A 20,883-nucleotide genomic window follows, 5' to 3' on the forward strand; every position below is an offset into this window, starting at 1 on the left:
CCGTCCGGCACAGGTGACACGGACCGGCGCACTCGCTAGATTGTTCAACAACCCGCGAGGACAGGGAGCACCCGTGACGACGATCGACCTGAACAGCGACCTGGGCGAGGGCTTCGGCGCCTGGGCCATGGGCGATGACGCCGCGATGCTCGACGTCGTCTCGAGCGCCAACGTCGCCTGCGGGTTCCACGCCGGCGACCCGACGATCATGCTCGCCACCGCCCGCGCCGCCGCCGAGCGTGGTGTGGCGATCGGCGCGCACGTGGCCTACCGCGACCTGATCGGCTTCGGCCGCCGACCCGTGCACGTCACCCCCGACGAGCTGTACGCCGACGTCGTCCACCAGCTCGGCGCGATGGCCGCCACCGCGCACGTCGCCGGCACGGCCGTCACCTACGTCAAGCCGCACGGCGCCCTGTACAACACGGCCTGCGCCGACCCGGTGCAGGCCGAGGCCGTCGTCCGCGCCGTGACCGAGGTCGACCCGTCCCTCGCCGTGCTGGCGCTGCCCGGGTCGGAACTGCTGCTGGCAGCCGAGCGGCATGGGCTCCGCGCGGTGCGCGAGTCCTTCGCCGATCGCGCCTACGAACCCGACGGCTCGCTGGTGTCGCGGAAGCAGCCGGGGTCGGTGCTGCACGACCCGGACGAGGTCGCGGCCCGGGTGCTCCGCATGGTCACCGACGGTGTCGCGACCGCCGTCGACGGGTCCGAGATCGCCGTGCGTGCCGACTCCGTCTGCGTGCACGGTGACTCCCCCGACGCGGTCGCGATGGCCCGGGCCATCCGAGCGCTGCTGACCGAGCACGGCGTGACGATCGCGCCGTTCGTACCGTGACTGGTCCGGAGTTCCGCTCCGCTGGCGGCACCGCACTGCTCGCCACGTTCGGGTCCCTCGCCGACATCGTCGCCTTCCGCGCCGGGCTCGCACAGGCCACCCTGCCGGGGCTGACCGAGGTCGTCTCCGGCGCCCGGACGCTGCTGCTCCGGTTCGACCGGACGACGACGGACCCCGGGCGGCTCCGCGCGGAACTCAAGCAGGTCGTCCCGGTCAATGCCTCGCTCGAAGCGCACGACTCCGAGCCACTCGTCATCCCAGTCACCTACGACGGTGAGGACCTCGACACCGTCACCGAACTGACCGGCATGCCGCGGGACGAGCTCGTGGCGTGGCACACCGGGCAGCTCTGGACGAGCGCGTTCTGCGGCTTCGCACCCGGCTTCAGCTACCTCACCGGCAGCGATCGGCCGCTCGACCTGCCCCGTCGCAGCACCGCCCGCACGGCCGTCCCCAGCGGAGCCATCGCGTTGGCAGGCGAGTTCAGCGCCGTCTACCCGCGGACATCGCCCGGCGGCTGGCAGCTCATCGGCCGCACCGACGTGCCGATGTGGTCCCTCGAGCGCACGCCTCCGGCACTCGCGCCCGCCGGCACGCTCGTCCGTTTCGTCGTGGCGGGTGCGGCATGACCGCGCTGACCGTCGTGCAGGTCGGCTACGGTGCGACCACGCAGGACCTCGGGCGCCCGGGCTTCAGCGACATGGGCCTCGGCGCGGCCGGAGCCGCCGACCGTGGCTCCGCGGCACTCGCCAACAGACTGGTCGGCAACCGTCCCGACGCGGCCGTCCTGGAGGCCCTGCTCGGCTCCGTCACGCTCCGCGCCGACGCGTACGTGGTCGCGGCCACCGCCGGCGCGGCCTGCCCCGTCGAGGTCGAGCGGGCGGACGGATCGGTCCGCGGTGCCGCCTCGCACGAGGTGCTGCTGCTGGCCCCGGGCGACACGCTCCGGATCGGCACCGCGACCGTGGGCCTCCGCACCTACGTCGCGGTCCTCGGGGGCTTCGCGGTCGACCCGGTGCTCGGCAGCCGCTCGTGGGACTCCCTCGCGCGCCTCGGACCGCCGCCACTGTCGGCCGGTGACGTCCTGCCCGTCGGTGACGCGCGGGTGTCGTGGCCGATCGTCGACGCGGTGCCGCAGCCCGAGCCGCGGTGGCCCGACGAGCCGGTCGTGCTCGACGTGGTGCCCGGACCGCGCGACGACTGGTTCACCCCGGAGTGGCGCACGACCCTGACCGGCCAGGACTTCTCCGTCAGTGCGGACAGCGACCGCGTGGGGGTCCGCACCACGGCCGAGACGCCGCTCGCCCGCTCCGTGGCACGCGAACTGCCGAGCGAGGGCGTCGAGACCGGGTCACTGCAGGTGCCGCCCGAGGGCTTCCCCGTGCTGTTCCTCGCCGACCACCCGGTGACTGGCGGCTACCCGGTCGTCGCCGTCCTGACACCGTCGTCGATCGACCTCGCTGCGCAGCTCCGTCCGGGCGATCCGCTCCGGTTCCGCATCGTCGGCTGACCGACCCGGAACAAGCGCAGGGGGTCAGGGGTTGGCTTGGACACCGCTGACGAAAGGTTTCCCATGTCGATGACCGTCCTGCTCGAGGTCCAGTTCCAGAGCGACGCCCCCGAAGACGCACTCCAGGGTGCGATCCGCGAGACGCTCGAACAGACCGCGTCGTTCCACGGCCTGGAGTCGCTCGAGGTCCTGGTCGACGACGAGGACCCGGCACGCATGGTCGTCGTCGAGTCGTGGACGACCCCCGAGGACCACGACACCTACGTGGCCTGGCGCGCGACACCCGAGGGCGCTCCGGCGATGGCACCGTTCCTCGCCGCGACTCCGGTCACCCGCACCTTCGCGCGGACTCTCCCGCTCGACTGAGCGGGCGCCGACACCGAAGCTGACGCCGACGCCGACGCCGGTGCCGCGGTACGACGACGGCGCGATCGCTCAGATCGTGTCGTCGTCGGTGTCGAGCGGCACCGGTCGGTCGTCGTCGGGGAGCAGTTCGTCGTCCGCGTCGTCGACCACCGGCAGGTCGTCGGGGTCGAGCACGGTCGGCTCCGGTTCGTAGTCGGTCTCCTGCGCCTCGCGGAAGTCGTCGAGGTTCTCGTCGTCCTTCGGATCGCTCATGGCCCCGAAGCTACCTCCGGATCCTCGACGTGTCCGCAGACGATCAGCGCTCCCGACGAACGATCAGCGGGCGGCGCGCTCCCGGGCCTCCATGGCGTCCCAGGCGAAGCTCGCCAGCCAGTGGGTGGAGTAGTACTCCTCGCCCACGCTCGCCGCGAGACCCGAGGCGAGCAGCCGATCGGCCGCGTCGTCGAGCAGATCGGCGATGCCGGTGCCGGAATCGTCCGGGCCGCCAGCGCGGAGTGCGTCCGCGATGCGCCGGGCCGAGCCTGCCCGCGACAGGTCGAGCCCGAACAGGTGCACCTGCTGCGGGTCGTTCTCGTCCCGGACCACCGTCGACCGCAGGATCGCGTCACCCGGCTGCACCGCGGCGAAGAAGCCGCGCGCCCACGTGGCGAACTCCGGGGCGGGCAGCACCGCCCGCATCAGGTCGGCTTCGGCCAGGCCCGCGGACAGGAAGTCGTGCCCGCTCCGCTCCCAGGCGAACGGCCACCCGGCGTCCGCGCCGAACCAGTCCTTCGCAGCCCCCTCGACCGCTGCCGCCAGGGCCGGACGGTCGAGCGACCGGGCGGCCTCGAGCACGAGCAGCAGTCCGAACGCGGAGTTCGAGTGCACGCCGTGCCGGACCGGGTGCGCGGCGCCGTCGATCCACCGGACGACCAGGTCTTCGAGGACGTCGACGACGGGTGCGAACCCCGGTGCCAGTGCCCGGACGGCGGGCGCCTCGGATGCCGAGACCTCTGCGGCGAGCCGGGCGAGCCAGGCCCAGCCGTAGGGGCGCTCGTAGTGCGGCGTCTCGCGCAGGTAGGCCGCCTCGGTCGCGAGGTGATCCGTCGTGAGGTGCGCCTGCAGGATCGCGGTGAGCCGGGCCTCCAGGTCGGTGGGCAGGCCGTGCGCGACCAGGCGCGCCGCGAGCCAGTGCATGTGCACCGACGAGTGCCAGTCGTACGACGTGGCGAAGGCGGGGTGGAGCTCGACGGGCAGAGCCCGGTCGTCCGGCCCGGACGTCGCGTGGTGCGCGGCGTACGGGTACTCGCGGGTCGTGTTGTCCGCGGCGACGGCCGCGAAGCGGTCGGCCCACGCGGCCCGGGTCAGGTCGATCGGGGCGGCATCAGAATGCGACAAGGTACATGACTCCCATGTTGACGACGAGCAGGATGGCGGCGGTGGGGATCTGCGCCTTGATCGGGCCGTACTTGTCCCGCATCTCGAGCAACGCGGCCGGCACGAGGTTGAAGTTCGCGGCCATCGGGGTGACGAGCGTGCCGCAGAAGCCGGCGAGCATGCCGATCGCGAAGATCGCGGCGGGGTTGCCGTCGAAGCCCTGCACCAGGACGGGCCAGCCGATCGCGGCCGTCATGATCGGGAAGGCGGCGAAGGCGTTGCCCATGATGATGGTGAACAGGGCCATGCCCAGGCAGTAGATGACCACGGCGGCGAGCAGCGAGCCGTCGGGCAGGACCGACTTGATGATCGTGCCGACAGCGTCACCGACCCCCGCCTGCGTGAAGACGATGCCGAGCGTCGAGAGCATCTGCGGCAGCAGCGCCGCCCAGCCGATCGCCTGCAGCAGGCGACCGCCCTCGCGGATCGGGGTGGCGATCTTCGGCGGGCGCAGGACGAACACGGCCACGACCACGGCGAGCACCGAACCGATGCCCAGACCGGTCAGGGTCGCACTGCCCTCGGCGAGGAGAGGTTCGCCGCCGAACGAGACGAGCGGGCCGAGCGTGGCGACCAGCACGGCGACCACCGGCACCACGAGGGCCGGGATGAAGAGCCGGTTGCCGTACTTCGTCGCGAACGCGGCGCGCTCGTCCGGGCTGGTGGTGGCGAGCACACTCGTGCTGCCGCTGCCGCTGCCGCTGCCGGCGTTCGTGATCTCCTGCGTCACGCCGGTGGGTTCGGCGGGGCCGGTCTCGGCACCCGTGCCCGCGCCGGGGATGCTCGCGACCCGGGTGCGGCTCGTCGTGCCGGTGAAGCCGAGTCCGGCGAGCGCGACCATCACGAGGACGGCGATACCGAGCGTCCAGGCCGGCACGGTGCCGGCGGCGACGAAGGTGCCGTAGAAGAACGACAGCCCGAGGATGCCCCAGAACGCCGCGTTGCCCAGGCGCTTCGCGTGCGCGGTGTCGGTGACGATCAGGACGGCGACGGCGATGAAGAACGCGCCGATGAGCCAGTAGAGCCATTCGCTGGTGATCACGCTGCTGCCCCCAGGGTCGGGGCGTCGGCACGGGCGTCCGCCGCCATCTTGTCGAGTCGACGGTCGAACAGCAGCAGGCGTCCACCGTGCACGATGAGCGCCGCGATGCCCGTCGGGATCGCCCACAGGGCCAGGTCGATCGGTTCGAGCGACAGCCCGTAGGTCGAGTCGACGAACGTCGTGATGAGCAGGATCGAGCCGACGGCGACGAAGACGTCCTCGCCGAAGAACACGCCGACGGTGTCGGACGAGGCCGAGTAGCCCTTGATCTTCTCGCGCATGCGGTCGTCGATGCGCCCGTACTTCTTGGTCGCCGCACCCTCGGCCATCGGGTACACCAGCGGGCGCACGGTCTGCGCCGGGCCACCGATGCTGGTCAGGCCGACCGCCGCGGTGACCTGCCGGATCACCAGGTACCCGGCGAGCAGACGACCCGTCGTCAGCTTGTCGAGCTTCGCGATCAGGCGCTTCGCCTGGTCCTGCAGGCCGTAGCGCTCGATCAGGCCGATGACGGGCAGGACGAGCGCGAAGGTCGTGACGGATCGGCTCGAGGCGAACCCGTTGCCGAACGCGTCGAGGATGCCGACGGGACCGATCCCGCCGATGGCCGCGGTCACGATGCCCGCGACCGTGACGACGAGGAGCGCATTGATGCGCAATGCGAAGCCGACGATGACGACGGCGACGCCGATGAGGACGAACATGCGGGACAGTCTGGACCGCATTGTTCAACAATCGCAAGAGCCGGTTCTGCTCTGTAACACGCCCTTCACAAACGCCACCCGTGCCAGGATCGGTGCCATGACCCGAACCGTCGGCGGCGCTGACTCCACGGCCACGCGGTTGCGCACCATGATCGCGTCGGGTGGGTTCTCCCCCGGGGCGCAGCTGTCCGAGGAACGGTTGAGCGACCAGCTCGGGGTCTCACGGAACACCCTGCGCGAGGCCTTCCGACTGCTCGCCCGCGACCGTCTGGTCGAGCACGTGTTCAACCGCGGGGTCTTCGTCCGCCGGCTCTCCGCCGCCGACGTCACCGATCTCTACGCGGCTCGGCGGGTGCTCGAAGAGGCAGCCGTCCGCGCCTGCACCCCCGACGCACCGGCACTCGCCGAGGCCGCCGCAGCGGTCGCCGACGCCCGGACAGCAGCGTCCGCGGGCGACTGGGGCGCGGTCGGCACCGCCGACATCCGGTTCCACGCCGAGCTCGTGCGCGCGGTGCCGAGCGAGCGGATCCACGCCCTGATGGACGGCCTGCTCGCCGAGATGCGGCTCGCCTTCCTGACCACCGCGGACCCGGCCTCGTTCCACGCCGACTTCGTCGAACGCAACGACGCGATCGTGTCCGCGTTGCGCGGTGGCGACCAGGACGCCGCCTCGGCGCTGCTCGCCGACTACCTCGACGACGCGGAGCGGACGCTGCGGGTCGCCGCCGGCGCAGCCGACTGAGGGACGGCCAGGAGGCCCGGTGCGGCTCTGCCCCGCACGCGCAATCCGAGCGCGCTCACGCTGGCGCCCGCGGATCGCTCGGTCAGGACTTCCCGCCGAGCAGGGCCGTGACCGCGTCGACCACGACCTGGCGACGCCGCGGCGGCGTCACGGCCTGCACCAGCGGCTCGTACTCCGGAGCGGTCGCGCTCCAGAACGCAGCGGCGTGCAGGACGAGCCCGAGGAGCACCGCCGGACGGAACGCCCGCGGCAGGACCCCGGCGCGCTGGGCGTGCTCGACCTCGGCCACCGCGTCGGCGTAGCTGGTCGCGACGGACTCGAGCGGGACGTCGGCACGCTCCAGCCGGTGCCAGGTCGCGAGCCGCTGGGCCCAGGGGCGACGGACGTACGAGTCGTGCACCCGGCCGGCCCAGGCGGCGAGGTCGGCGGTGTCGAGTGGAGCCTCGGCGAACGTCTCGGTCACGGTCTCCGCGACGAGGGCGTCGAACAGCCCCTCCTTGCTGCCGAAGTAGTGGAAGACCTGCGCCTTGTTGCTCGACGCCGCGGCACCGATCCGTTCGACCCTGCCGGCGGCCAGTCCGACCGCGGCGAACTCGTCCCGCGCGGCGAGCAGGAGCCGGGCGCGCATCGCGTCAGCGGCTGGGGGCGTGAATCGGGCCATAGCGACCACCGTACCGATCGATGAGCGTGTTCGTCATATACCAAAACTTTGCACATCAGCAGGTGAAACGTTGGTAGCGTGCTGCCCGTACAGCGTGCCGGTCGACCAGGACCGGCACATACGGATCGCGAAGGAGCAATCATGTATCAGCGCAAGCGGCGGAGCTGGGCAGCGTCGACAGGAGTCGTAGCCTGCGTCACGGCAGCAGCTGTCCTCGGCACATCCGTGCCCGCGACGGCTGCGGTGGCCCCGGCATCGACGCCGGTCTCCGCGTCGAGCAGCGCACCGACCCACGGCCCGACAACCACTCGCAGCGCGGCCGCGACCGGTGCCCCCGCTTGGGCGCGGCCCCTCTCCAACACCGCAGCACCGGCGGGGTCATCCGATCGTGTCGGCGAGACCGAGCGGAGCTGGATATCGCTCATCCGCACTGCGATCAATGCGTTGAAGAAGGTCCCCGCACTGTGGAAGAAGCTCTCGGACGGTGTCAAGAAGTCGTTCGCAACCTTCCAGCGCACTGCGTGGCCCGCGATCAAGGCTGCCGTAGGGACGATCAGCACGCTCATCACGGCCTGGGACATCTGGAAGTACTTCAACTGACCCAGCTTCGAAGGGGTGGTGGCTGCACCACCCCTTCGAAGCCCCAACGTAAGGAGGGGTTGTGGCTGCAAGGAAATCTCGTTTACGACCACTGCTCAGCGCTGGACTCGCAGCGATGGCCGTCCTGCTCGGGGCCACCTGTGTCGTCCTCGTTGCCGCCGGGTGGCCGCTCTCGGTGGCGGCCGGAGCGGCCGGCCTCAGCGCAGCGGGCTTTGCTGGAATCGTCGAACCGAGGAGCAAGGTGGCACCAGCCGCCTTCTTGGTCTGCGTCGGAGCGATCGGGGCAGCACTTCTGCTCGATCAGCTGATGTCGTGACCGATCCGATCGAACTCCGTCGGGTCGGTAAGACCTACGGCAAACGCATCGCGCTCGATGACGTCTCCTTCTCCTGTCCCGAGGGGACGATCACAGCGTTCTGTGGGCCGAACGGCGCCGGCAAGTCCACCGCCTTGAAGATCCTCACCGGAATCACCCGAGCCGATGTCGGAGCCGCGTTCGTGAACGGGCAGGAACTCCAACAGCTCTCCGATCCGGCCCGCTTCCTCGGTTGCCTGCTGGACGCGTCAGCCTTCCACCCAGGTCGATCCGTCCGCGAGACTCTTCGGCTCACAGCTTTCACGATCGGCGAGCCCTTCCGAAGGGTCGATCAGTGTCTCGAGATGGTTGGCCTGTCAGAGGTTGCCGCCAGACGAGTCGGGAAACTCTCCCTTGGCATGCGTCAGCGACTCGGTTTGGCGCACGCGCTACTCGGGCACCCGCGTGCCCTCGTGCTGGACGAACCGTCCAACGGCCTGGATCCCGAAGGAATGCGTTGGCTCGACAACCTGCTGCTCCACTTCGCGGAGCAGGGAGGAACAGTCCTCGTCTCCACTCATCAACTCGCGGCAGTGGAACGGACCGCCGACCGCCTGGTCGTGATCTCCCGCGGACGGATCGTGGATGAAACCCGACTCGATGATCTTCGGACACAAGCCGGACGCACCTTCGTCGTCGCTGAAGATCTTCCGCGCTTTGAGCAGGCACTCCGACGCGTCGGCAGCCACCCCTTCCCCACGGGAGCAGGCTTGCTCGTGGACCTTGCACCAGAGGAGGTCGGTCGTGCTGCGCGGGATGCACGAATCGCGCTCCTCGAGCTCAGGAGCGAGGACATCCGGCTCGACGCGTACCTGGCATCCCTCACCGCCACGGAGTACGAGGGGAGGATGGCGTGATCCGTTTGGTGCTCGTCGAGATGCGACGCGCTCTCGACACACGCGGCCCCCGATGGGCATTCGCAGTCGCAGCTGTCAGCGGAGTGGTGCTGTCCTTCCTTATCGGGTGGGAAACGAAGACGTTCGTCGCTTTCGTGGCGGGACTCAGCGTGGCTCTTCCCCTGCTCATGGGTCTCCTGGCTGTCATGGCGTTCACGGCCGAATGGACCACGCGTGCGGCGTTGACGACGTTCTCGATCACGCCACGACGCCAGCGGATCCTCGGCGCCCGCTACGTCGCGGTCTTGATCCTCGGCGTCTCGACGCTCGTCGTCATCCATCTCCTCGCTGCCGTGGTCTTCGCCGTCACACGGCCCACCTCAGCCGCTTCTGTCTTCGACATCGCGGTACTCCGGCAGTTCTGGGAGATGCTCGCGACGACCATCGCCGCGACGCTCACCGCGACGGCTGTGGCGGGCCTGGTGCTACGAACAGCGCCCGCACTCGTCATCGCTGTGTTCGGTCCGTTGTTCCTCACGATCGGCCTCGCGTTCACACCAGCCCTCCTCAACTGGCTGAATCCATACGCCTTCGCGTCGTGGCTCGCGGCGCCTGGTCTTGACTGGACGATCGCCTCGGAAACCCGCGTCGGCGTCGGCCCCGCAATGACGTCGTTCGTCGTTTGGACCGCGATTCCACTCGCGCTCGGGTGGTTCCGACAGCTCCGCGCAGAACCGCGGTGATGCATCTCCCGGCGGCCCACACCGGGCCAACACCCAGGAAAAGAGACTCAAAGAAGTGAGGATCAAGCGTTTGATCAACTCACTCGGCGGTGTCACGAAGGCAGTCCGGATCATGTGGGGCGCGTCCTTCAGCTGGGAGAAGATCCGAGCCCTCGGCGGGGCTGCGGCTGCGCTGGGGGCTGAGCTCCTCGGCATCGCGGCAGTGAAGCGAGGGTGCTTCCGATGAGGCGTCGGGCGCCGGCCTTCATCGTCCTCTTCGGGATCGTGTCGACGGTCGGCGCCTGGCTCTCGCTCGATCTGCTCTACGCGTGTTTGGCCGCGCTCGCGACGATCACGTACGCCGCCTTCGCTCCGAGCATCGTCGGGAGTACCCCGATCCCCCCGGGGTGCGCACCAGACCCGGCACAGGTGCGGAGTTGGCGTGAGACGCATCCGGACTCGACGGTGAGCGAAGCGATCGATGCCGTCACCAAGCGTGAGCGCATCGACTCGGAGGCCCGTGGAGACAACAGCTCCGGGCGACCCGCCCGGCGCCGCTGACTCCGTCCACGCTGACCGCCCACGCAGGACCGGCGACGGTTCCGTGCGCGCCGCAGTCGGATCCCCGCGCGAGCACCACGACGACGCACGATTCCACCGCAGATGGGCAACTTTGCGTCCCCCGAACTTCCCTAGGCTCGAGACGATCCGGTAACGCGCACCACTCGTCCGCAGTTCCGCGGCCGACCCCAGTGACGGGAGGTTCGACATGTCCCAGTTCGTCCAGAAGACCTCGCAGGACGCCATCGTCGGAGAGCCCGAGGTCGTCGAGGACCACCTGTCCGTGCGCGAGATCGCCGCCCACCCCGCCTGGCTCCGGCTCAAGCGTGCAGTCGTCGCCCTGCAGGCCCTGCAGACGCGGGACGGCTCCGTCCCCGAACCGTCCGACCACGCCGCTGCCGCCGGTCACGTCGCGGTGATCGTGCCGGCCATCGCCGAGCTGGCGCCCCACTTCCCGCACGACGCCGCCTTCCTGCAGGTGCTGCAGCTCGACTTCGCACGCTGGCAGGAGCAGGGCTTCGGGGTCCCCGACTTCCTCGACTCCCTCACGGCGTTCCAGCCGCAGCAGCACCGCGTCGACGGGCTCGGCCACCTGGTCGTGTTCCCGATGGTCACGCAGAACGGCAGCACCTCGCGGTTCGTCGAGGCGGTCCTGGTCGAGGTCATCTGGCCGGAGTTCATCGCCGAGCTCGAGGCCGGCGACCACGGCAACGCGTTGTTCGTCGCGCTGCGATTCGTCGACTTCACCCCGGGCTACGACACGAACTCGGCGGTGCTGTTCCCCGAGACCGTCGCGATGCGCTCGATCCCCGCCTTCACGTGGGGCGCGATCTTCCAGGACCGCGAGGCTGCCCGCTACCGCCGGGTCGTCCGTGCCGCCGCCGACGTCACCAAGCTCGAGCTGCCGGCCGAGGCCGCTGCGATGCTCGACGACCAGCAGCTGACCGAGCGGGTCTTCGTGATGTGGGACATCATCCACGACCGTTCGCACATGCGCGGGGACCTGCCCTTCGACCCGTTCATGATCAAGCAGCGGATGCCGTTCTTCCTCTACTCGCTCGAGGAACTCCGCTGCGACCTGACCGCGTTCCGCGAGTCCGTGCGTCTGGAACGCGAGCTGTCCGCCGGACCCGACACGGGCCTCCAGGACGCGCAGCGCGCCATCCGTGACCACGCGCGCCTGGTGCAGTACGCGGTCGTCTTCGACCGCATCTTCCGCTTCGCGATCACCGGCAGCCGCGTCCGCAACTACGACGGACTCGGCGGCCAGCTGCTGTTCGCCTGGATGCACCAGCACGGCGTCCTGCACTGGACGGACACGCAGCTCACGATCGACTGGCCCGAGATGCCGGACGTGATCATCGCCCTGAGCGACGAGATCAACGAGCTCTACCGGCGCTCGATCGACCGGCCGAAGTCGGCGCACTGGCTCGCCGCGTACGAGATGCTGACCCGCACGCTCACGCCGCACCCGGCGTCGAAGTGGGCGCGTGGCCTGCCCGACGAGACGCTCGCCGGACCGCCGCGCGGCTACACCGATGCGGTGCTCGACGACGAGTTCCCGCTGTCGATGTTCTACGAGGCCCTCGACAAGAAGATGGCGACCGTCATCGCGTCCACGGCCGGCATCACCGGCACCACGGACGCCGAGCTCGCCGGCGAGGCCGCCGCGTGACCGACCGCTCGGTGGCCGGTCGCCTGGTGCTGATCGCCGGTGCAACCAGTGCCAGCGGCGCGGCCGTCGCGCGCGCACTCACCGCCGCCGGTGCGGCCGTCGTCGCGGTCGGCACCAGACCCGACGCCCTGGAGGCGCTGCGCGCGTCCGTCCCGGGCGTCACGACGCGCACGTGCGACCTGTCGGACCTCGGTGCGGTCACCGCGTTGGCCGACGACGTCCACGCGGACGCCGGCCGCGTCGACGGACTGGTCCACCTGGTCGGCGGGTGGCGCGGCGGTGGCAGCATCGTCGGCCAGTCCGACGCGGACTGGGACTTCTTCGACCGCGCCTTCCGGACCCTGCGGAACACGACCCGGGTCTTCCACGACGACCTGGTGGCGTCCCCCGCCGGGCGGCTCGCGTTCGTGTCGTCCACCGCGGTCGACTCCCCCACCGCCGGCGCCGCGAACTACGCGTCGGCGAAGGCCGCGTCCGACGCCTGGGTCCGGGCCGTCGCGCAGGGGTTCCGGAAGGAGGCACCGGAGACCGCCGCGGCCGCCGTGTTCGTCGTCGGTGCACTGTCCGGCCTCGAGGAGCGGCTCGGCACCGAGGTCGTCCGGCTCTGGGACGTCCCACCGGCCGACGTCAACGGTGCCCGCATCCCGCTCACGGCGCCTGATCCCTCGAACCTAGGATGAACGCGTGACCCTCCGACTGCACGACCTGGACCTGCGGGGCTTCGCCTCGGACAACTACGCCGGCGTCCACCCCGAGATCCTCGCCGCCATCGCCGCGGCCAACGACGGCCACCAGATCGCCTACGGCGAGGACGTCTACACCGCACGTCTCAACGAGGTGATCCGCGAGCACTTCGGGTCGCAGGCCGAGGCGTTCCCGGTGTTCAACGGCACCGGCGCGAACGTCGTCGGCCTGCAGTCGATGCTGCCGCGGTGGGGAGCGGTCGTGTGCACCGCGACCGCGCACATCCACACCGACGAAGCCGGAGCGCCCGAGCGCGTCGCCGGCATCAAGCTCCTGCCGGTCGAGGCACCCGACGGCAAGCTGACGCCCGAGCTCATCGACCGCGAGGCCTGGGGCTGGGGCGACGAGCACCGCGCCCAGCCGCTCGTCGTGTCGATCACGCAGACCACCGAGCTCGGCACCGCCTACACGGTGGACGAGGTCCGGACGATCGCCGACCACGTCCACTCCCTCGGCATGAAGCTGCACATGGACGGCGCCCGCATCTCGAACGCCGCGGCGTCCCTCGGGGTGCCCCTGCGCGACTTCACCACCGACGCCGGTGTCGACGTGCTGAGCTTCGGCGGCACGAAGAACGGCATGCTCTACGGCGAGGCGATCGTCGTGCTGAACCCCTCGGCGTCCGAGGGGCTGCACTACCTGCGCAAGATGAACATGCAGCTCTCGTCGAAGATGCGGTTCGTCTCCGCCCAGCTCATCGCCCTGCTCAGCGACGACCTGTACCTGCGCTCCGCCGGGCACGCCAACGCCATGGCCGCCCGACTCCGCGGTGCGCTGGAGGCCGGCATCGCCGACGGCAGCATCCGGGGCGTCGGCTTCAGCCAGCAGACCCAGGCGAACGGCGTCTTCGCGACCCTGCCCGCCGGGGTGGCCGACCGGCTGCGGAAGCACTTCCGGTTCTACGACTGGGACGCCAGCCGCAACGAGGTGCGGTGGATGTGTGCGTACGACACCTCGGAGCAGGACATCGACGACTTCGTCGCGGCGCTGACGCGGGAGCTCGACGCCGCCTGAGCCGGCACCGTCCGGTCCGGCGCGCACCGGTCGGGCGCGCGCCGAGTCGGCACCGGCGGTCGGTTCACCCGAACGGGATGACCCGCACCACGATCGCCACCACGAGCATCGCCATCGCGACCACGGCGGCCCGCCACAGCACCTTCCGGTGGTGGTCGCCGAGGTTCACGTTGGCCAGCGACACCAGCAGCAGGATCGCGGGGACCAGCGGGCTCTGCATGTGCACCGGCTGCCCGACGACCGAGGCCCGCGCCATCTCGGCCGGCGTGATCCCGTACGCCGCGGCGCTCTCCGACAGCACCGGCAGAATCCCGAAGTAGAACGCGTCGTTGCTCATGAAGAACGTCAGCGGCATGCTCAGCACACCGGTGATGCCCGCCAGGTACGGGCCCATCGAGTCCGGGATCACCGCGACGAGCCAGTCGGCCATCGCCGCGACCATCCCGGTGCCGTCGAGCACCCCGATCAGCACCCCGGCGGCGAACACCATCGACACGACACCGACGATGCTCGGGGCGTGCGCGACGATCTGCGCGGTCTGCTGCTTGAGCTGCGGGAAGTTCACGAGCAGGGCGATCGCCGTGCCGATCATGAACACGAAGTGCAGCGGCAGCAGGCCCATCACAAGCGCCACCATCACGGCGACGGTCAGCGCCAGGTTGAACCAGATCCGCTTCGGTCGCAGGGTCGGACGGTTCGGGTCGAGCATCGTCTCGGCCATGGTGCCGGTCCCCGTGCCGCCCTCGTCGCCCGCACCCGCGCCGTCCACACCTTCGCCGTCCGCACGCCGGCCGTCCGCCTTCCCACCGCGCAGTCCGAGCGCGACCGTGGGGCTCGTGAACATGCCGCCGCCGGTCCCGCCGACCGCCGCGAGCACCCGTGACCCGGCCCGGGCGTTCGCCCGCTCCGGCACCCGTGCACCCCGCGAGGCCTCGGTGAACTCGATCAGCCCGAGCCGCTTCCGCTCCCGCAGGCCCATCGTCCACGCGAACGTGAAGCACAGCAGCAGCCCCACCACGAGCGACGGCACGAGGGGCACGAAGATGTCCGTCGGGTCGATCTTCAGCGCGGCGGCGGCACGGGCGGTGGGACCGCCCCACGGCACGATGTTGAGCGTGCCGTTCGTCAGACCCGCCACGCACGTCATCACGACCGGGCTCATGCCGAGCTTCAGGTAGATCGGCAGCATCGCCGCCGTGACCACGATGAACGTCGTCGAGCCGTCCCCGTCGAGCGAGACCGCACCGGCCAGCAGAGCAGTGCCGAGCACGATCTTCGCCGGGTCGTTGCCGGTCACCCGCAGGATGAACCGGACGAGCGGGTCGAACAGGCCGACGTCGATCATCAGCCCGAAGTACATGATCGCGAACATCAGGAGCGCGGCCGTCGGCGCCAGCGTGCCGATCGCCTCGGTCACCATGTCGCCGAGTCCCAGACCCGCCCCCGCGAACAGTCCGAACACGGTCGGCACGATGATCAGCGCGAGCATGGGCGACATGCGCTTGGTCATGATCAGGACCATGAAGGTCACGACCATCGCGTACCCGAGGATGACGAGCATCAGGACTCCTTCGTCCGTGTCTGGCAGTCCGGGCACGCTACGACCCGGCCTGGAGGCGCGGCGCGCTTCTGCACATTGGCGCACCATCGCGCGTTGACCGCTTTCTGCGCATTGTGCGCAGGCAGGTCGGCTCGCCCTCCGTACGCTGGGGTCGTGACCGACGACCGTTCACGGCGCCCCAGGCTCCGCTTCGCCACCGAGGTGCTCGTGCTGCAGCTCGCCGTGGTGGTCGCCGTCGTCGCCCTGACCAGTGCCGTGTTCGTCCGGATCGAGGTCACCCGGCTGGAGCGCGCTGCCGAGGGGACCGCACTCGCGATCGCACAGAGCGTCGCCGCGCAGTCCGACGTCCGGGCCGCGGTCGCCCGGCTCAGCGTCGACGGCACCGACCTCGACCCCGCGGCCCTCGCCGACGGGCCCGTCCAGCGAGCGGCACTCGCAGCCCAGCGCAGGACCGGGGCACTCTTCGTCGTGGTCACCGACGACCGGGGCATCCGGCTGGCCCACCCCGACACCGACCGGATCGGCGAGATGGTGAGCACCTCCCCCGACGCCGCACTCGCGGGCCGCGAGACCGTGTCCTGGGCACGCGGCACGCTCGGTGAGTCGGCGCGGGCGAAGGTGCCCGTCTCCGCGCCCGCGGCCGGCGGGGCGGAGACGAGCCGCGCCTCCCGGCAGTCCGCCGTCGTCGGCGAGGTGAGCGTCGGGTTCAACCGGGCACGCGTCTACGACACCCTGGTCGAGGACAGCATGCCGGTGATCGGTGCCGGACTGGCGGCGGTCCTGCTCGCGGTGATCGCCTCGGTGCTGATCCGACGCAGGCTGGTGCGGCTGACGCTCGGGCTGCAGCCGGAGGAGCTCGTGACGCTCGTGCAGAACCAGCAGGCCGTGCTCGGCGGCGTCGGCGAAGGCGTCATCGCGATCGGCCCGTCGGGGGTCGTCACCGTCTGCAACCCCGAAGCCGTGCGACTGCTCGAGCTGGCCGATCCGGTCGGCCGTCCGGTGGCATCGCTCGACCTGCCCGCGCCGCTCGGGTCGATGCTCGACGTGACCACCGCGGCTCCGGCGAGCGCCACGATCGTCGCCGGGCACCGGGTGCTGCTCGTCGACGTCCGCACGGTGTTCCGCGACGGACGCGACCTGGGCCGGGTCGCCGTCCTGCGCGACCGCACCGACGTCGAGGCCCTGACCCGGCGACTCGACGCCGTCGGGGCGATGAGCACGGCGCTCCGCGCACAGCGCCACGAGTTCGCGAACCGGCTGCACGCGATCTCGGGGCTGCTCGACATCGGCGAGACCGCCCGGGCGCGCGCGTACCTGGCGGACGTGCAGGAGCGCGGGCCGCTGCGCTACCCGGTGCAGCACGCCGACCGGTTGACCGAGCCGTACCTGCAGGCGTTCCTCGGGGCGAAGGGTGTCGAGGCCGCCGAGCGGGGCGTGCTGCTGCGGATCGGGGCGGAGACGCTCGTGCAGGGGACGATCACCGAGCCGGGCGACGTGACCACCGTGCTCGGCAACCTGGTCGACAACGCGGTGTCGGCGGCCCTCACCGGGGACGAGCAGTCGAGGGACGGCGGATCACCGTGGGTGGAGGTCGAGGTGCTCGACGACGGCGCGACCCTGCACCTGTCCGTGATGGACTCCGGGCCGGGGGTGCCGGACGATGCCGCGGACTCGCTGTTCGTGCGCGGTCCGGCGGCGGCTCCCGCGTCGGAGGACGTCTCACAGGTGCACGGGCTCGGGATCGGGCTGCCGTTGTCGCGGGAGATCGCCCGGCGGCACGGTGGTGACGTGTGGCTCGCCTCCCCCGGCGGTGACGACCACGGCGCGGTCTTCTGCGCCCGACTGGAAGGAGTGGTGTCGTGAGTTCCGTGTTCACCGTGCTGGTGGTCGACGACGACTTCCACGTCGCCGACCTGCACCGGCGGCAGGTCGACGAGGTACCGGGGTTCCGGGCGCTCGAACCCGTCGGGACCCTCGCGGCCGCCCGCTCCGCGCTGTCGAGTGGGACCGTGGACCTGGTGCTCGTGGACGTGTACCTGCCCGACGGCAGCGGGCTCGACCTGCTGCGGTCGATCGACACCGATGCCTTCGTGTTGAGCGCCGCCTCGGACTCGGGCACCGTGCGGCGGGCGATGCGGTGCGGGGCACTCGCCTACCTGATCAAGCCCTTCGCAGCCGGGGTGCTGGCCGAGCGGCTGCAGGCGTACGCGCGGTCGCGGAACGTGCTCGACGAGCGGTCGACCCTCGATCAAGAGGCCGTCGAGCGGGCGTTCCGGATCCTGCACGCCGGGGACAGCGGTGGGGCGTCGCCGTCCCGGGCGGCCACGGCGGCGCTGGTGCTCGAGCAGCTCGTCGCCGGTGAGGAACGATCGGCCGCCGAGGTGGCTGCGGCGATCGGGGTCTCGCGGGCGACGGCGCAGCGGTACCTGGCGCAGCTCACGGCGGACGGGACGGTGGCGATGCAGTTGCGGTACGGGGCTGCGGGGCGGCCGGAGCACCGGTACGTGCGGCGGTGACGGGCCCTGCTGCCCTTGCGTATTTCACCGGATACCGGCAGGTTTGGTCTGACGCGCTCCGATCTCAGCCACACACACGAGCGCGATGACCGACTCAGAAGGAGACCACGTGATCGCGATCGAGATGGCAGCCGCCGTCCTGACCATCGTCTTCGTCGTCCTGCCGGCGCGGGGCACCATCGGCAGGAACGGGCTCGTCGGCATCCGCACCCGGGCGACCATGCGCAGCAACGAGAGCTGGATCATCGGCCACCGAGCAGCGATCGTCCCGACGAGCATCGCCGGCGGCGCAACGGTTGCAGTGAGCCTGGTCTACATCGCACTCGGACGCGCCGACGACATCCCCGCGTTCGTCGCGTGCGCCGCGATCCTCGTCGGCGGAGCCTTCTGGGGTGTGGTGGCCGCAGGACGCGCGACCAGGTGACGTCGGACGCGGGGGGCCCGGGCGTGGTTCAGCGCCGAAGCCGTCGAGCTGCTCGAGATGGTCGGCCCGTACCTCCAGGTCGTCGCGGTGCCGCACACCCACGCTGAAGATTGGCCCTTCCGGCCACCTCAGCAGGGCCGCGCCCTAGCCCTGTCCCTGGTCCGCGAGGCGCCAGCCGGACGCCGTCTTCGTGAAGCAGAAGCTCCACGTGCGCGTCTCGTTCATCGGCTCCGATTCCTCCGACGCTCGACTCGTCACCGTTGTGTCGACGCAGGACTCCGCCTTGTGGCCAGGGTTGAACGGCACCGATTCCGCCTTGTCCGCGACGGTGTACTTCCGCAGCGTCGGGTTCCGACACCACGCCCACGTGCTGTCGAGCGTCAACGCCTTCGTCACGTCACACCGCTGCGCCTTCGCCGCAGCCAGGTACACCTTCGTCACCTCGACGGCGGTTGCGGACGACGGCGGCAACCGGGGCGAACTGCACCCGGCCACCAGTGCGAGCCCCGACGCCAGCACGGCGGTCACGAGGACCGAGCGTTGCACGAGCAGGAGCCGTCCGTGCGGTCTGCTCATACGCATCAAGTCCACCCCTCACGGTGCCGCGGACGGTCCGCTGGTCTCGCCCAGCAAAGCGCACCACCGCGATCAGAGCCATGAGCACCCCCACAGCCAGGTCCGCCACTGACGGACTGGAGGCGCGGGGCGGGGCCGCACCGGGCCTCCAGTCCGTCAGGTGGTCACGCGACGATCTGCACTTGCGTGGGCACGTCGGTGACGGTGAACGGGGCGGACGTGCCGCGCACGTCGACGCGGTAGTCGCCGCGGAAGCCGCGGACCTGCACCCGACCGCGGTCGTCGGTGCGGAGCACCGTCGGGCCGAGCCACCACTCCTCCTTGACCAGGCGGCGGAGCGCGTCGTAGGACGGCTTCGGGCTGCCGTCGGCGCGGACGAGTCCGATCGGGGCGCCGAGCCAGGCGCCGGCGTCGGTGATGCCCCAGTAGGTGATCGCCTCGACGGAAGGGTGCCCCACGAGGCTCCGGTAGTGCCGCTCGACGTCGTGGGCCTGGCGCGCCTCACCCTCGGGCGTCGACGGCCACGAAGCGACCTGGTGGTCGTTGAGGTCGACGATGTGCGCGGGCATGAGGTCGCCGGAGACGAGCGAGGTCTCGGTCAGGTGCAGCGGCAGGCCGTAGCGGGCGAACCGGTCGACCATCGCGAGCATCGCGTCCTCGCCCCAGTAGCCCTGGTGCATGTGGGTCTGCAGCCCGATGGCGTCGATCTGCACGCCGGCCTCGAGCACGCCCTCGATCAGGCACTCGTACGCGCTCGACAGGTCGAAGTCGTTGAGCAGCAGGGTGGCGTGTGGATTGGCGGCGCGGGCCTCCTCGAAAGCCATCCGGATCATCGGGATGCGACCCTTGGCCCGAGCGAGCGGGGTGATCGCGTTGTCGCCGTTGTCGAACACCGGCATGATGACGACCTCGTTGATGGCGTCCCAGGTGTCGATCGTGCCCGCGAAAGCGGAAACCTCGCGGCGGATGCGCTCCCGCTGCAGCTGGTCGACCTCGTCCAGCGGGAGCCCCAGCAGCCAATCGGGCTGCACGGTGTGCCAGACGAGCGGGTGACCCTTGAGGGCGATGCCCCGGTCGCGGAACCACTGCGCCGTCGTCAGGAGTCTGGCGGTGTCCGGGGCTCCGCGCTCGGGCTCGAAGCGGCCCCAGTAGAACGGGAGCGTCGCGGTGTTGAAGACGTCGGCGTAGAGGTCGGCGAGGCGCTCGGTGCCTGCCGCGTCGTGCGCTTCGCCGTTGGCCAGTTCGATGAAGTCGAAGCCGATGTTGCCGAAGGCGAAGGCATGGCAGGTCTGCTCGACGGTGATGTCGGCATCGGGGATGGGATTGCCTTCGGCATCGACGATCGTCAGGGTCGTCTCGCCGAAGCGGTGATCTGGTGCGTGCGTCATCGCGCGTCCTCCGACATCGTCGTCCGGGATTTGTTGTGCGCGCAAACATAGCAGCGAGGATCGTCGCCGTCACCCCTGGGCGGTCGGCCCTGCGGAGTCGTCCGCGGGGTCAGGCGGACTGGCCACCGTGAACGGAGAGAACCCGGTCGAGCAGGTGGATGAGGTCCTTCCGCTCCTTCGTGAACAACGCGGCGAGCAGTTCGTCCTGCACGGCATCCGCGAGCACCTGGATCTCGGCGAGCCTGACCCGACCAGCGGCCGTGATCGTGACGACGTTCCGCCGGCGATCCGACGGGTCGGGCTCTCGAGTCACGGCCTCGTCTCCTTCGAGCCGGACGACGATGCCGTTGACGTTGTTGCGGTCCAGACCCAGCGCCCGACCGATCTCAGCCTGACTCAGCGCGCCGTTCTCGTCGAGCGCTGCCAGCACCGCGAAGTCGGACCGCGCTTCGAGGGGCATCCGGGCGCTGGTCAGGCGCGCACCGATCGTGGCGAGTCGCCCGGCCTGCCAGCTCACGAGCGTCCGGAGCGCCTGGGGTGGAGTGGGGTCGTCGGCCATGCCCGAAGACTATCAGTTGGTGCGACCAACCAATTGTGCGTATCGTTGGTTGAACCAACATTGGTCTCACCAAGGA

Annotated in this window: 25 protein-coding genes; 15 read left to right on the plus strand and 10 right to left on the minus strand. The window is 70.6% G+C overall.

Features of this window, described 5'->3' with window-relative positions:
- Positions 1 to 73 precede the first annotated feature (73 nt).
- From DEI98_RS07725 to DEI98_RS07740, 4 genes are all read left to right on the plus strand, one after another.
- Positions 74 to 835 (plus strand): LamB/YcsF family protein, encoded by a 762-nt coding sequence (locus tag DEI98_RS07725; protein WP_111100397.1) that lies wholly within the window; start codon positions 74 to 76, stop codon positions 833 to 835.
- Complete coding sequence (locus tag DEI98_RS07730; protein ID WP_111100398.1) at positions 832 to 1,464, plus strand: allophanate hydrolase subunit 1; 633 nt, start codon at positions 832 to 834, stop codon at positions 1,462 to 1,464. The genes DEI98_RS07725 and DEI98_RS07730 overlap by 4 nt, the downstream gene beginning before the upstream one ends.
- Positions 1,461 to 2,345: a biotin-dependent carboxyltransferase family protein gene (locus DEI98_RS07735; RefSeq protein ID WP_111100399.1), complete on the plus strand. Its 885-nt coding sequence runs from the start codon at positions 1,461 to 1,463 to the stop codon at positions 2,343 to 2,345. The genes DEI98_RS07730 and DEI98_RS07735 overlap by 4 nt, the downstream gene beginning before the upstream one ends.
- Before the next feature lie 63 nt (positions 2,346 to 2,408).
- Complete coding sequence (locus DEI98_RS07740; protein ID WP_071405925.1) at positions 2,409 to 2,711, plus strand: putative quinol monooxygenase; 303 nt, start codon at positions 2,409 to 2,411, stop codon at positions 2,709 to 2,711.
- 69 nt (positions 2,712 to 2,780) lie between these two features.
- On the opposite strand, the gene DEI98_RS07745 is transcribed toward DEI98_RS07740, so the two are convergent.
- The 4 genes from DEI98_RS07745 to DEI98_RS07760 form a co-directional block, all read right to left on the minus strand.
- Complete coding sequence (locus DEI98_RS07745) at positions 2,781 to 2,963, minus strand: hypothetical protein (RefSeq protein ID WP_071405924.1); 183 nt, start codon at positions 2,961 to 2,963, stop codon at positions 2,781 to 2,783.
- 63 nt (positions 2,964 to 3,026) lie between these two features.
- Entirely contained in the window at positions 3,027 to 4,088 is a 1,062-nt protein-coding gene (locus tag DEI98_RS07750) for a DUF2891 domain-containing protein (RefSeq protein ID WP_258370773.1), read from the minus strand.
- Positions 4,075 to 5,169 carry a DUF979 domain-containing protein gene (locus DEI98_RS07755; protein ID WP_111100400.1) on the minus strand — a complete coding sequence of 365 codons (1,095 nt, stop codon included), beginning with the start codon at positions 5,167 to 5,169 and terminating at the stop codon, positions 4,075 to 4,077. Before DEI98_RS07755 ends, DEI98_RS07750 begins: the two co-directional genes overlap by 14 nt.
- The gene (locus tag DEI98_RS07760; RefSeq protein WP_027465970.1) at positions 5,166 to 5,873 is read right to left on the minus strand and encodes a DUF969 domain-containing protein; all 708 of its coding nucleotides are present in this window, start codon (positions 5,871 to 5,873) and stop codon (positions 5,166 to 5,168) included. Before DEI98_RS07760 ends, DEI98_RS07755 begins: the two co-directional genes overlap by 4 nt.
- A 97-nt stretch (positions 5,874 to 5,970) precedes the next feature.
- Between DEI98_RS07760 and DEI98_RS07765 the strand changes: the two genes are divergently transcribed.
- On the plus strand, positions 5,971 to 6,615 hold the full coding sequence (locus DEI98_RS07765; RefSeq protein ID WP_111100401.1) for a GntR family transcriptional regulator: 645 nt from the start codon (positions 5,971 to 5,973) through the stop codon (positions 6,613 to 6,615).
- Between the two features lie 82 nt (positions 6,616 to 6,697).
- Here the strand turns inward: DEI98_RS07765 and DEI98_RS07770 are convergent, their stop codons facing one another.
- Together DEI98_RS07770 and DEI98_RS07775 are read right to left on the minus strand one after the other, a co-directional pair.
- Positions 6,698 to 7,276: a TetR family transcriptional regulator gene (locus DEI98_RS07770; RefSeq protein ID WP_111100402.1), complete on the minus strand. Its 579-nt coding sequence runs from the start codon at positions 7,274 to 7,276 to the stop codon at positions 6,698 to 6,700.
- A gap of 146 nt (positions 7,277 to 7,422) precedes the next feature.
- Positions 7,423 to 7,872, minus strand: coding sequence for a hypothetical protein (locus tag DEI98_RS07775; protein ID WP_111100403.1), 450 nt, complete (start codon positions 7,870 to 7,872; stop codon positions 7,423 to 7,425).
- Positions 7,873 to 8,188: 316 nt separating this feature from the next.
- Here DEI98_RS07775 and DEI98_RS07780 point away from each other — a divergent pair, with 316 nt between their 5' ends.
- The 7 genes from DEI98_RS07780 (at position 8,189) to DEI98_RS07805 (ending at position 13,783) form a co-directional block, all read left to right on the plus strand.
- Positions 8,189 to 9,088, plus strand: a complete 900-nt coding sequence (locus DEI98_RS07780) for an ATP-binding cassette domain-containing protein (protein ID WP_181437976.1) — start codon at positions 8,189 to 8,191, stop codon at positions 9,086 to 9,088.
- Entirely contained in the window at positions 9,085 to 9,810 is a 726-nt protein-coding gene (locus tag DEI98_RS07785) for a hypothetical protein (RefSeq protein ID WP_111232872.1), read from the plus strand. Before DEI98_RS07780 ends, DEI98_RS07785 begins: the two co-directional genes overlap by 4 nt.
- Positions 9,811 to 9,880: 70 nt before the next feature.
- Positions 9,881 to 10,036, plus strand: coding sequence for a hypothetical protein (locus tag DEI98_RS18625; RefSeq protein ID WP_181437977.1), 156 nt, complete (start codon positions 9,881 to 9,883; stop codon positions 10,034 to 10,036).
- Positions 10,033 to 10,350, plus strand: a complete 318-nt coding sequence (locus tag DEI98_RS07790) for a hypothetical protein (protein WP_111100405.1) — start codon at positions 10,033 to 10,035, stop codon at positions 10,348 to 10,350. The genes DEI98_RS18625 and DEI98_RS07790 overlap by 4 nt, the downstream gene beginning before the upstream one ends.
- Before the next feature lie 208 nt (positions 10,351 to 10,558).
- A complete protein-coding gene (locus DEI98_RS07795; RefSeq protein WP_111100406.1) occupies positions 10,559 to 12,025 on the plus strand; it encodes a DUF6421 family protein in 1,467 nt (488 codons plus the stop codon).
- Positions 12,022 to 12,705, plus strand: coding sequence for an SDR family NAD(P)-dependent oxidoreductase (locus tag DEI98_RS07800; protein ID WP_258370774.1), 684 nt, complete (start codon positions 12,022 to 12,024; stop codon positions 12,703 to 12,705). The genes DEI98_RS07795 and DEI98_RS07800 overlap by 4 nt, the downstream gene beginning before the upstream one ends.
- A gap of 4 nt (positions 12,706 to 12,709) precedes the next feature.
- Entirely contained in the window at positions 12,710 to 13,783 is a 1,074-nt protein-coding gene (locus DEI98_RS07805; protein ID WP_071245082.1) for a low specificity L-threonine aldolase, read from the plus strand.
- A 64-nt stretch (positions 13,784 to 13,847) separates the two neighbouring features.
- On the opposite strand, the gene DEI98_RS07810 is transcribed toward DEI98_RS07805, so the two are convergent.
- On the minus strand, positions 13,848 to 15,344 hold the full coding sequence (locus DEI98_RS07810) for a CitMHS family transporter (RefSeq protein ID WP_111100407.1): 1,497 nt from the start codon (positions 15,342 to 15,344) through the stop codon (positions 13,848 to 13,850).
- A 153-nt stretch (positions 15,345 to 15,497) separates the two neighbouring features.
- On the opposite strand from DEI98_RS07810, the gene DEI98_RS07815 reads away from it, so the two are divergent.
- The 3 genes from DEI98_RS07815 (at position 15,498) to DEI98_RS07825 (ending at position 18,284) form a co-directional block, all read left to right on the plus strand.
- Positions 15,498 to 17,207: a sensor histidine kinase gene (locus tag DEI98_RS07815; RefSeq protein WP_111100408.1), complete on the plus strand. Its 1,710-nt coding sequence runs from the start codon at positions 15,498 to 15,500 to the stop codon at positions 17,205 to 17,207.
- Positions 17,204 to 17,860 (plus strand): response regulator, encoded by a 657-nt coding sequence (locus DEI98_RS07820; protein ID WP_111100409.1) that lies wholly within the window; start codon positions 17,204 to 17,206, stop codon positions 17,858 to 17,860. Before DEI98_RS07815 ends, DEI98_RS07820 begins: the two co-directional genes overlap by 4 nt.
- An 85-nt stretch (positions 17,861 to 17,945) precedes the next feature.
- Positions 17,946 to 18,284 carry an SdpI family protein gene (locus DEI98_RS07825; RefSeq protein WP_111100410.1) on the plus strand — a complete coding sequence of 113 codons (339 nt, stop codon included), beginning with the start codon at positions 17,946 to 17,948 and terminating at the stop codon, positions 18,282 to 18,284.
- Between the two features lie 144 nt (positions 18,285 to 18,428).
- Here the strand turns inward: DEI98_RS07825 and DEI98_RS18335 are convergent, their stop codons facing one another.
- From DEI98_RS18335 to DEI98_RS07840, 3 genes are all read right to left on the minus strand, one after another.
- The gene (locus tag DEI98_RS18335) at positions 18,429 to 18,860 is read right to left on the minus strand and encodes a hypothetical protein (protein WP_146243463.1); all 432 of its coding nucleotides are present in this window, start codon (positions 18,858 to 18,860) and stop codon (positions 18,429 to 18,431) included.
- A 164-nt stretch (positions 18,861 to 19,024) separates the two neighbouring features.
- Positions 19,025 to 20,248 carry an endo-1,4-beta-xylanase gene (locus DEI98_RS07835; RefSeq protein ID WP_111100412.1) on the minus strand — a complete coding sequence of 408 codons (1,224 nt, stop codon included), beginning with the start codon at positions 20,246 to 20,248 and terminating at the stop codon, positions 19,025 to 19,027.
- A gap of 109 nt (positions 20,249 to 20,357) precedes the next feature.
- A complete protein-coding gene (locus tag DEI98_RS07840; protein ID WP_111100413.1) occupies positions 20,358 to 20,807 on the minus strand; it encodes a MarR family winged helix-turn-helix transcriptional regulator in 450 nt (149 codons plus the stop codon).
- Between the last annotated feature and the right edge of the window lie 76 nt (positions 20,808 to 20,883).

This window comes from Curtobacterium sp. MCLR17_034 (assembly GCF_003234485.1).
In the GTDB taxonomy this organism is placed as follows: Bacteria; Actinomycetota; Actinomycetes; order Actinomycetales; family Microbacteriaceae; genus Curtobacterium; species Curtobacterium flaccumfaciens.

What these genes read in the sequence shown, in the direction of transcription:
- DEI98_RS07825 (WP_111100410.1), top strand. Translation starts at nt 17,946, where the DNA reads ATGACCGACTCAGAAGGAGACCACGTGATCGCGATCGAGATGGCAGCC.
- DEI98_RS07840 (WP_111100413.1), bottom strand. Translation starts at nt 20,807, where the DNA reads ATGGCCGACGACCCCACTCCACCCCAGGCGCTCCGGACGCTCGTGAGC.
- DEI98_RS07735 (WP_111100399.1), top strand. Translation starts at nt 1,461, where the DNA reads ATGACCGCGCTGACCGTCGTGCAGGTCGGCTACGGTGCGACCACGCAG.
- DEI98_RS07740 (WP_071405925.1), top strand. Translation starts at nt 2,409, where the DNA reads ATGTCGATGACCGTCCTGCTCGAGGTCCAGTTCCAGAGCGACGCCCCC.
- DEI98_RS07790 (WP_111100405.1), top strand. Translation starts at nt 10,033, where the DNA reads ATGAGGCGTCGGGCGCCGGCCTTCATCGTCCTCTTCGGGATCGTGTCG.
- DEI98_RS18335 (WP_146243463.1), bottom strand. Translation starts at nt 18,860, where the DNA reads ATGAGCAGACCGCACGGACGGCTCCTGCTCGTGCAACGCTCGGTCCTC.
- DEI98_RS07810 (WP_111100407.1), bottom strand. Translation starts at nt 15,344, where the DNA reads ATGCTCGTCATCCTCGGGTACGCGATGGTCGTGACCTTCATGGTCCTG.
- DEI98_RS07745 (WP_071405924.1), bottom strand. Translation starts at nt 2,963, where the DNA reads ATGAGCGATCCGAAGGACGACGAGAACCTCGACGACTTCCGCGAGGCG.
- DEI98_RS07835 (WP_111100412.1), bottom strand. Translation starts at nt 20,248, where the DNA reads ATGACGCACGCACCAGATCACCGCTTCGGCGAGACGACCCTGACGATC.
- DEI98_RS07795 (WP_111100406.1), top strand. Translation starts at nt 10,559, where the DNA reads ATGTCCCAGTTCGTCCAGAAGACCTCGCAGGACGCCATCGTCGGAGAG.
- DEI98_RS07770 (WP_111100402.1), bottom strand. Translation starts at nt 7,276, where the DNA reads ATGGCCCGATTCACGCCCCCAGCCGCTGACGCGATGCGCGCCCGGCTC.
- DEI98_RS07765 (WP_111100401.1), top strand. Translation starts at nt 5,971, where the DNA reads ATGACCCGAACCGTCGGCGGCGCTGACTCCACGGCCACGCGGTTGCGC.
- DEI98_RS07760 (WP_027465970.1), bottom strand. Translation starts at nt 5,873, where the DNA reads ATGTTCGTCCTCATCGGCGTCGCCGTCGTCATCGTCGGCTTCGCATTG.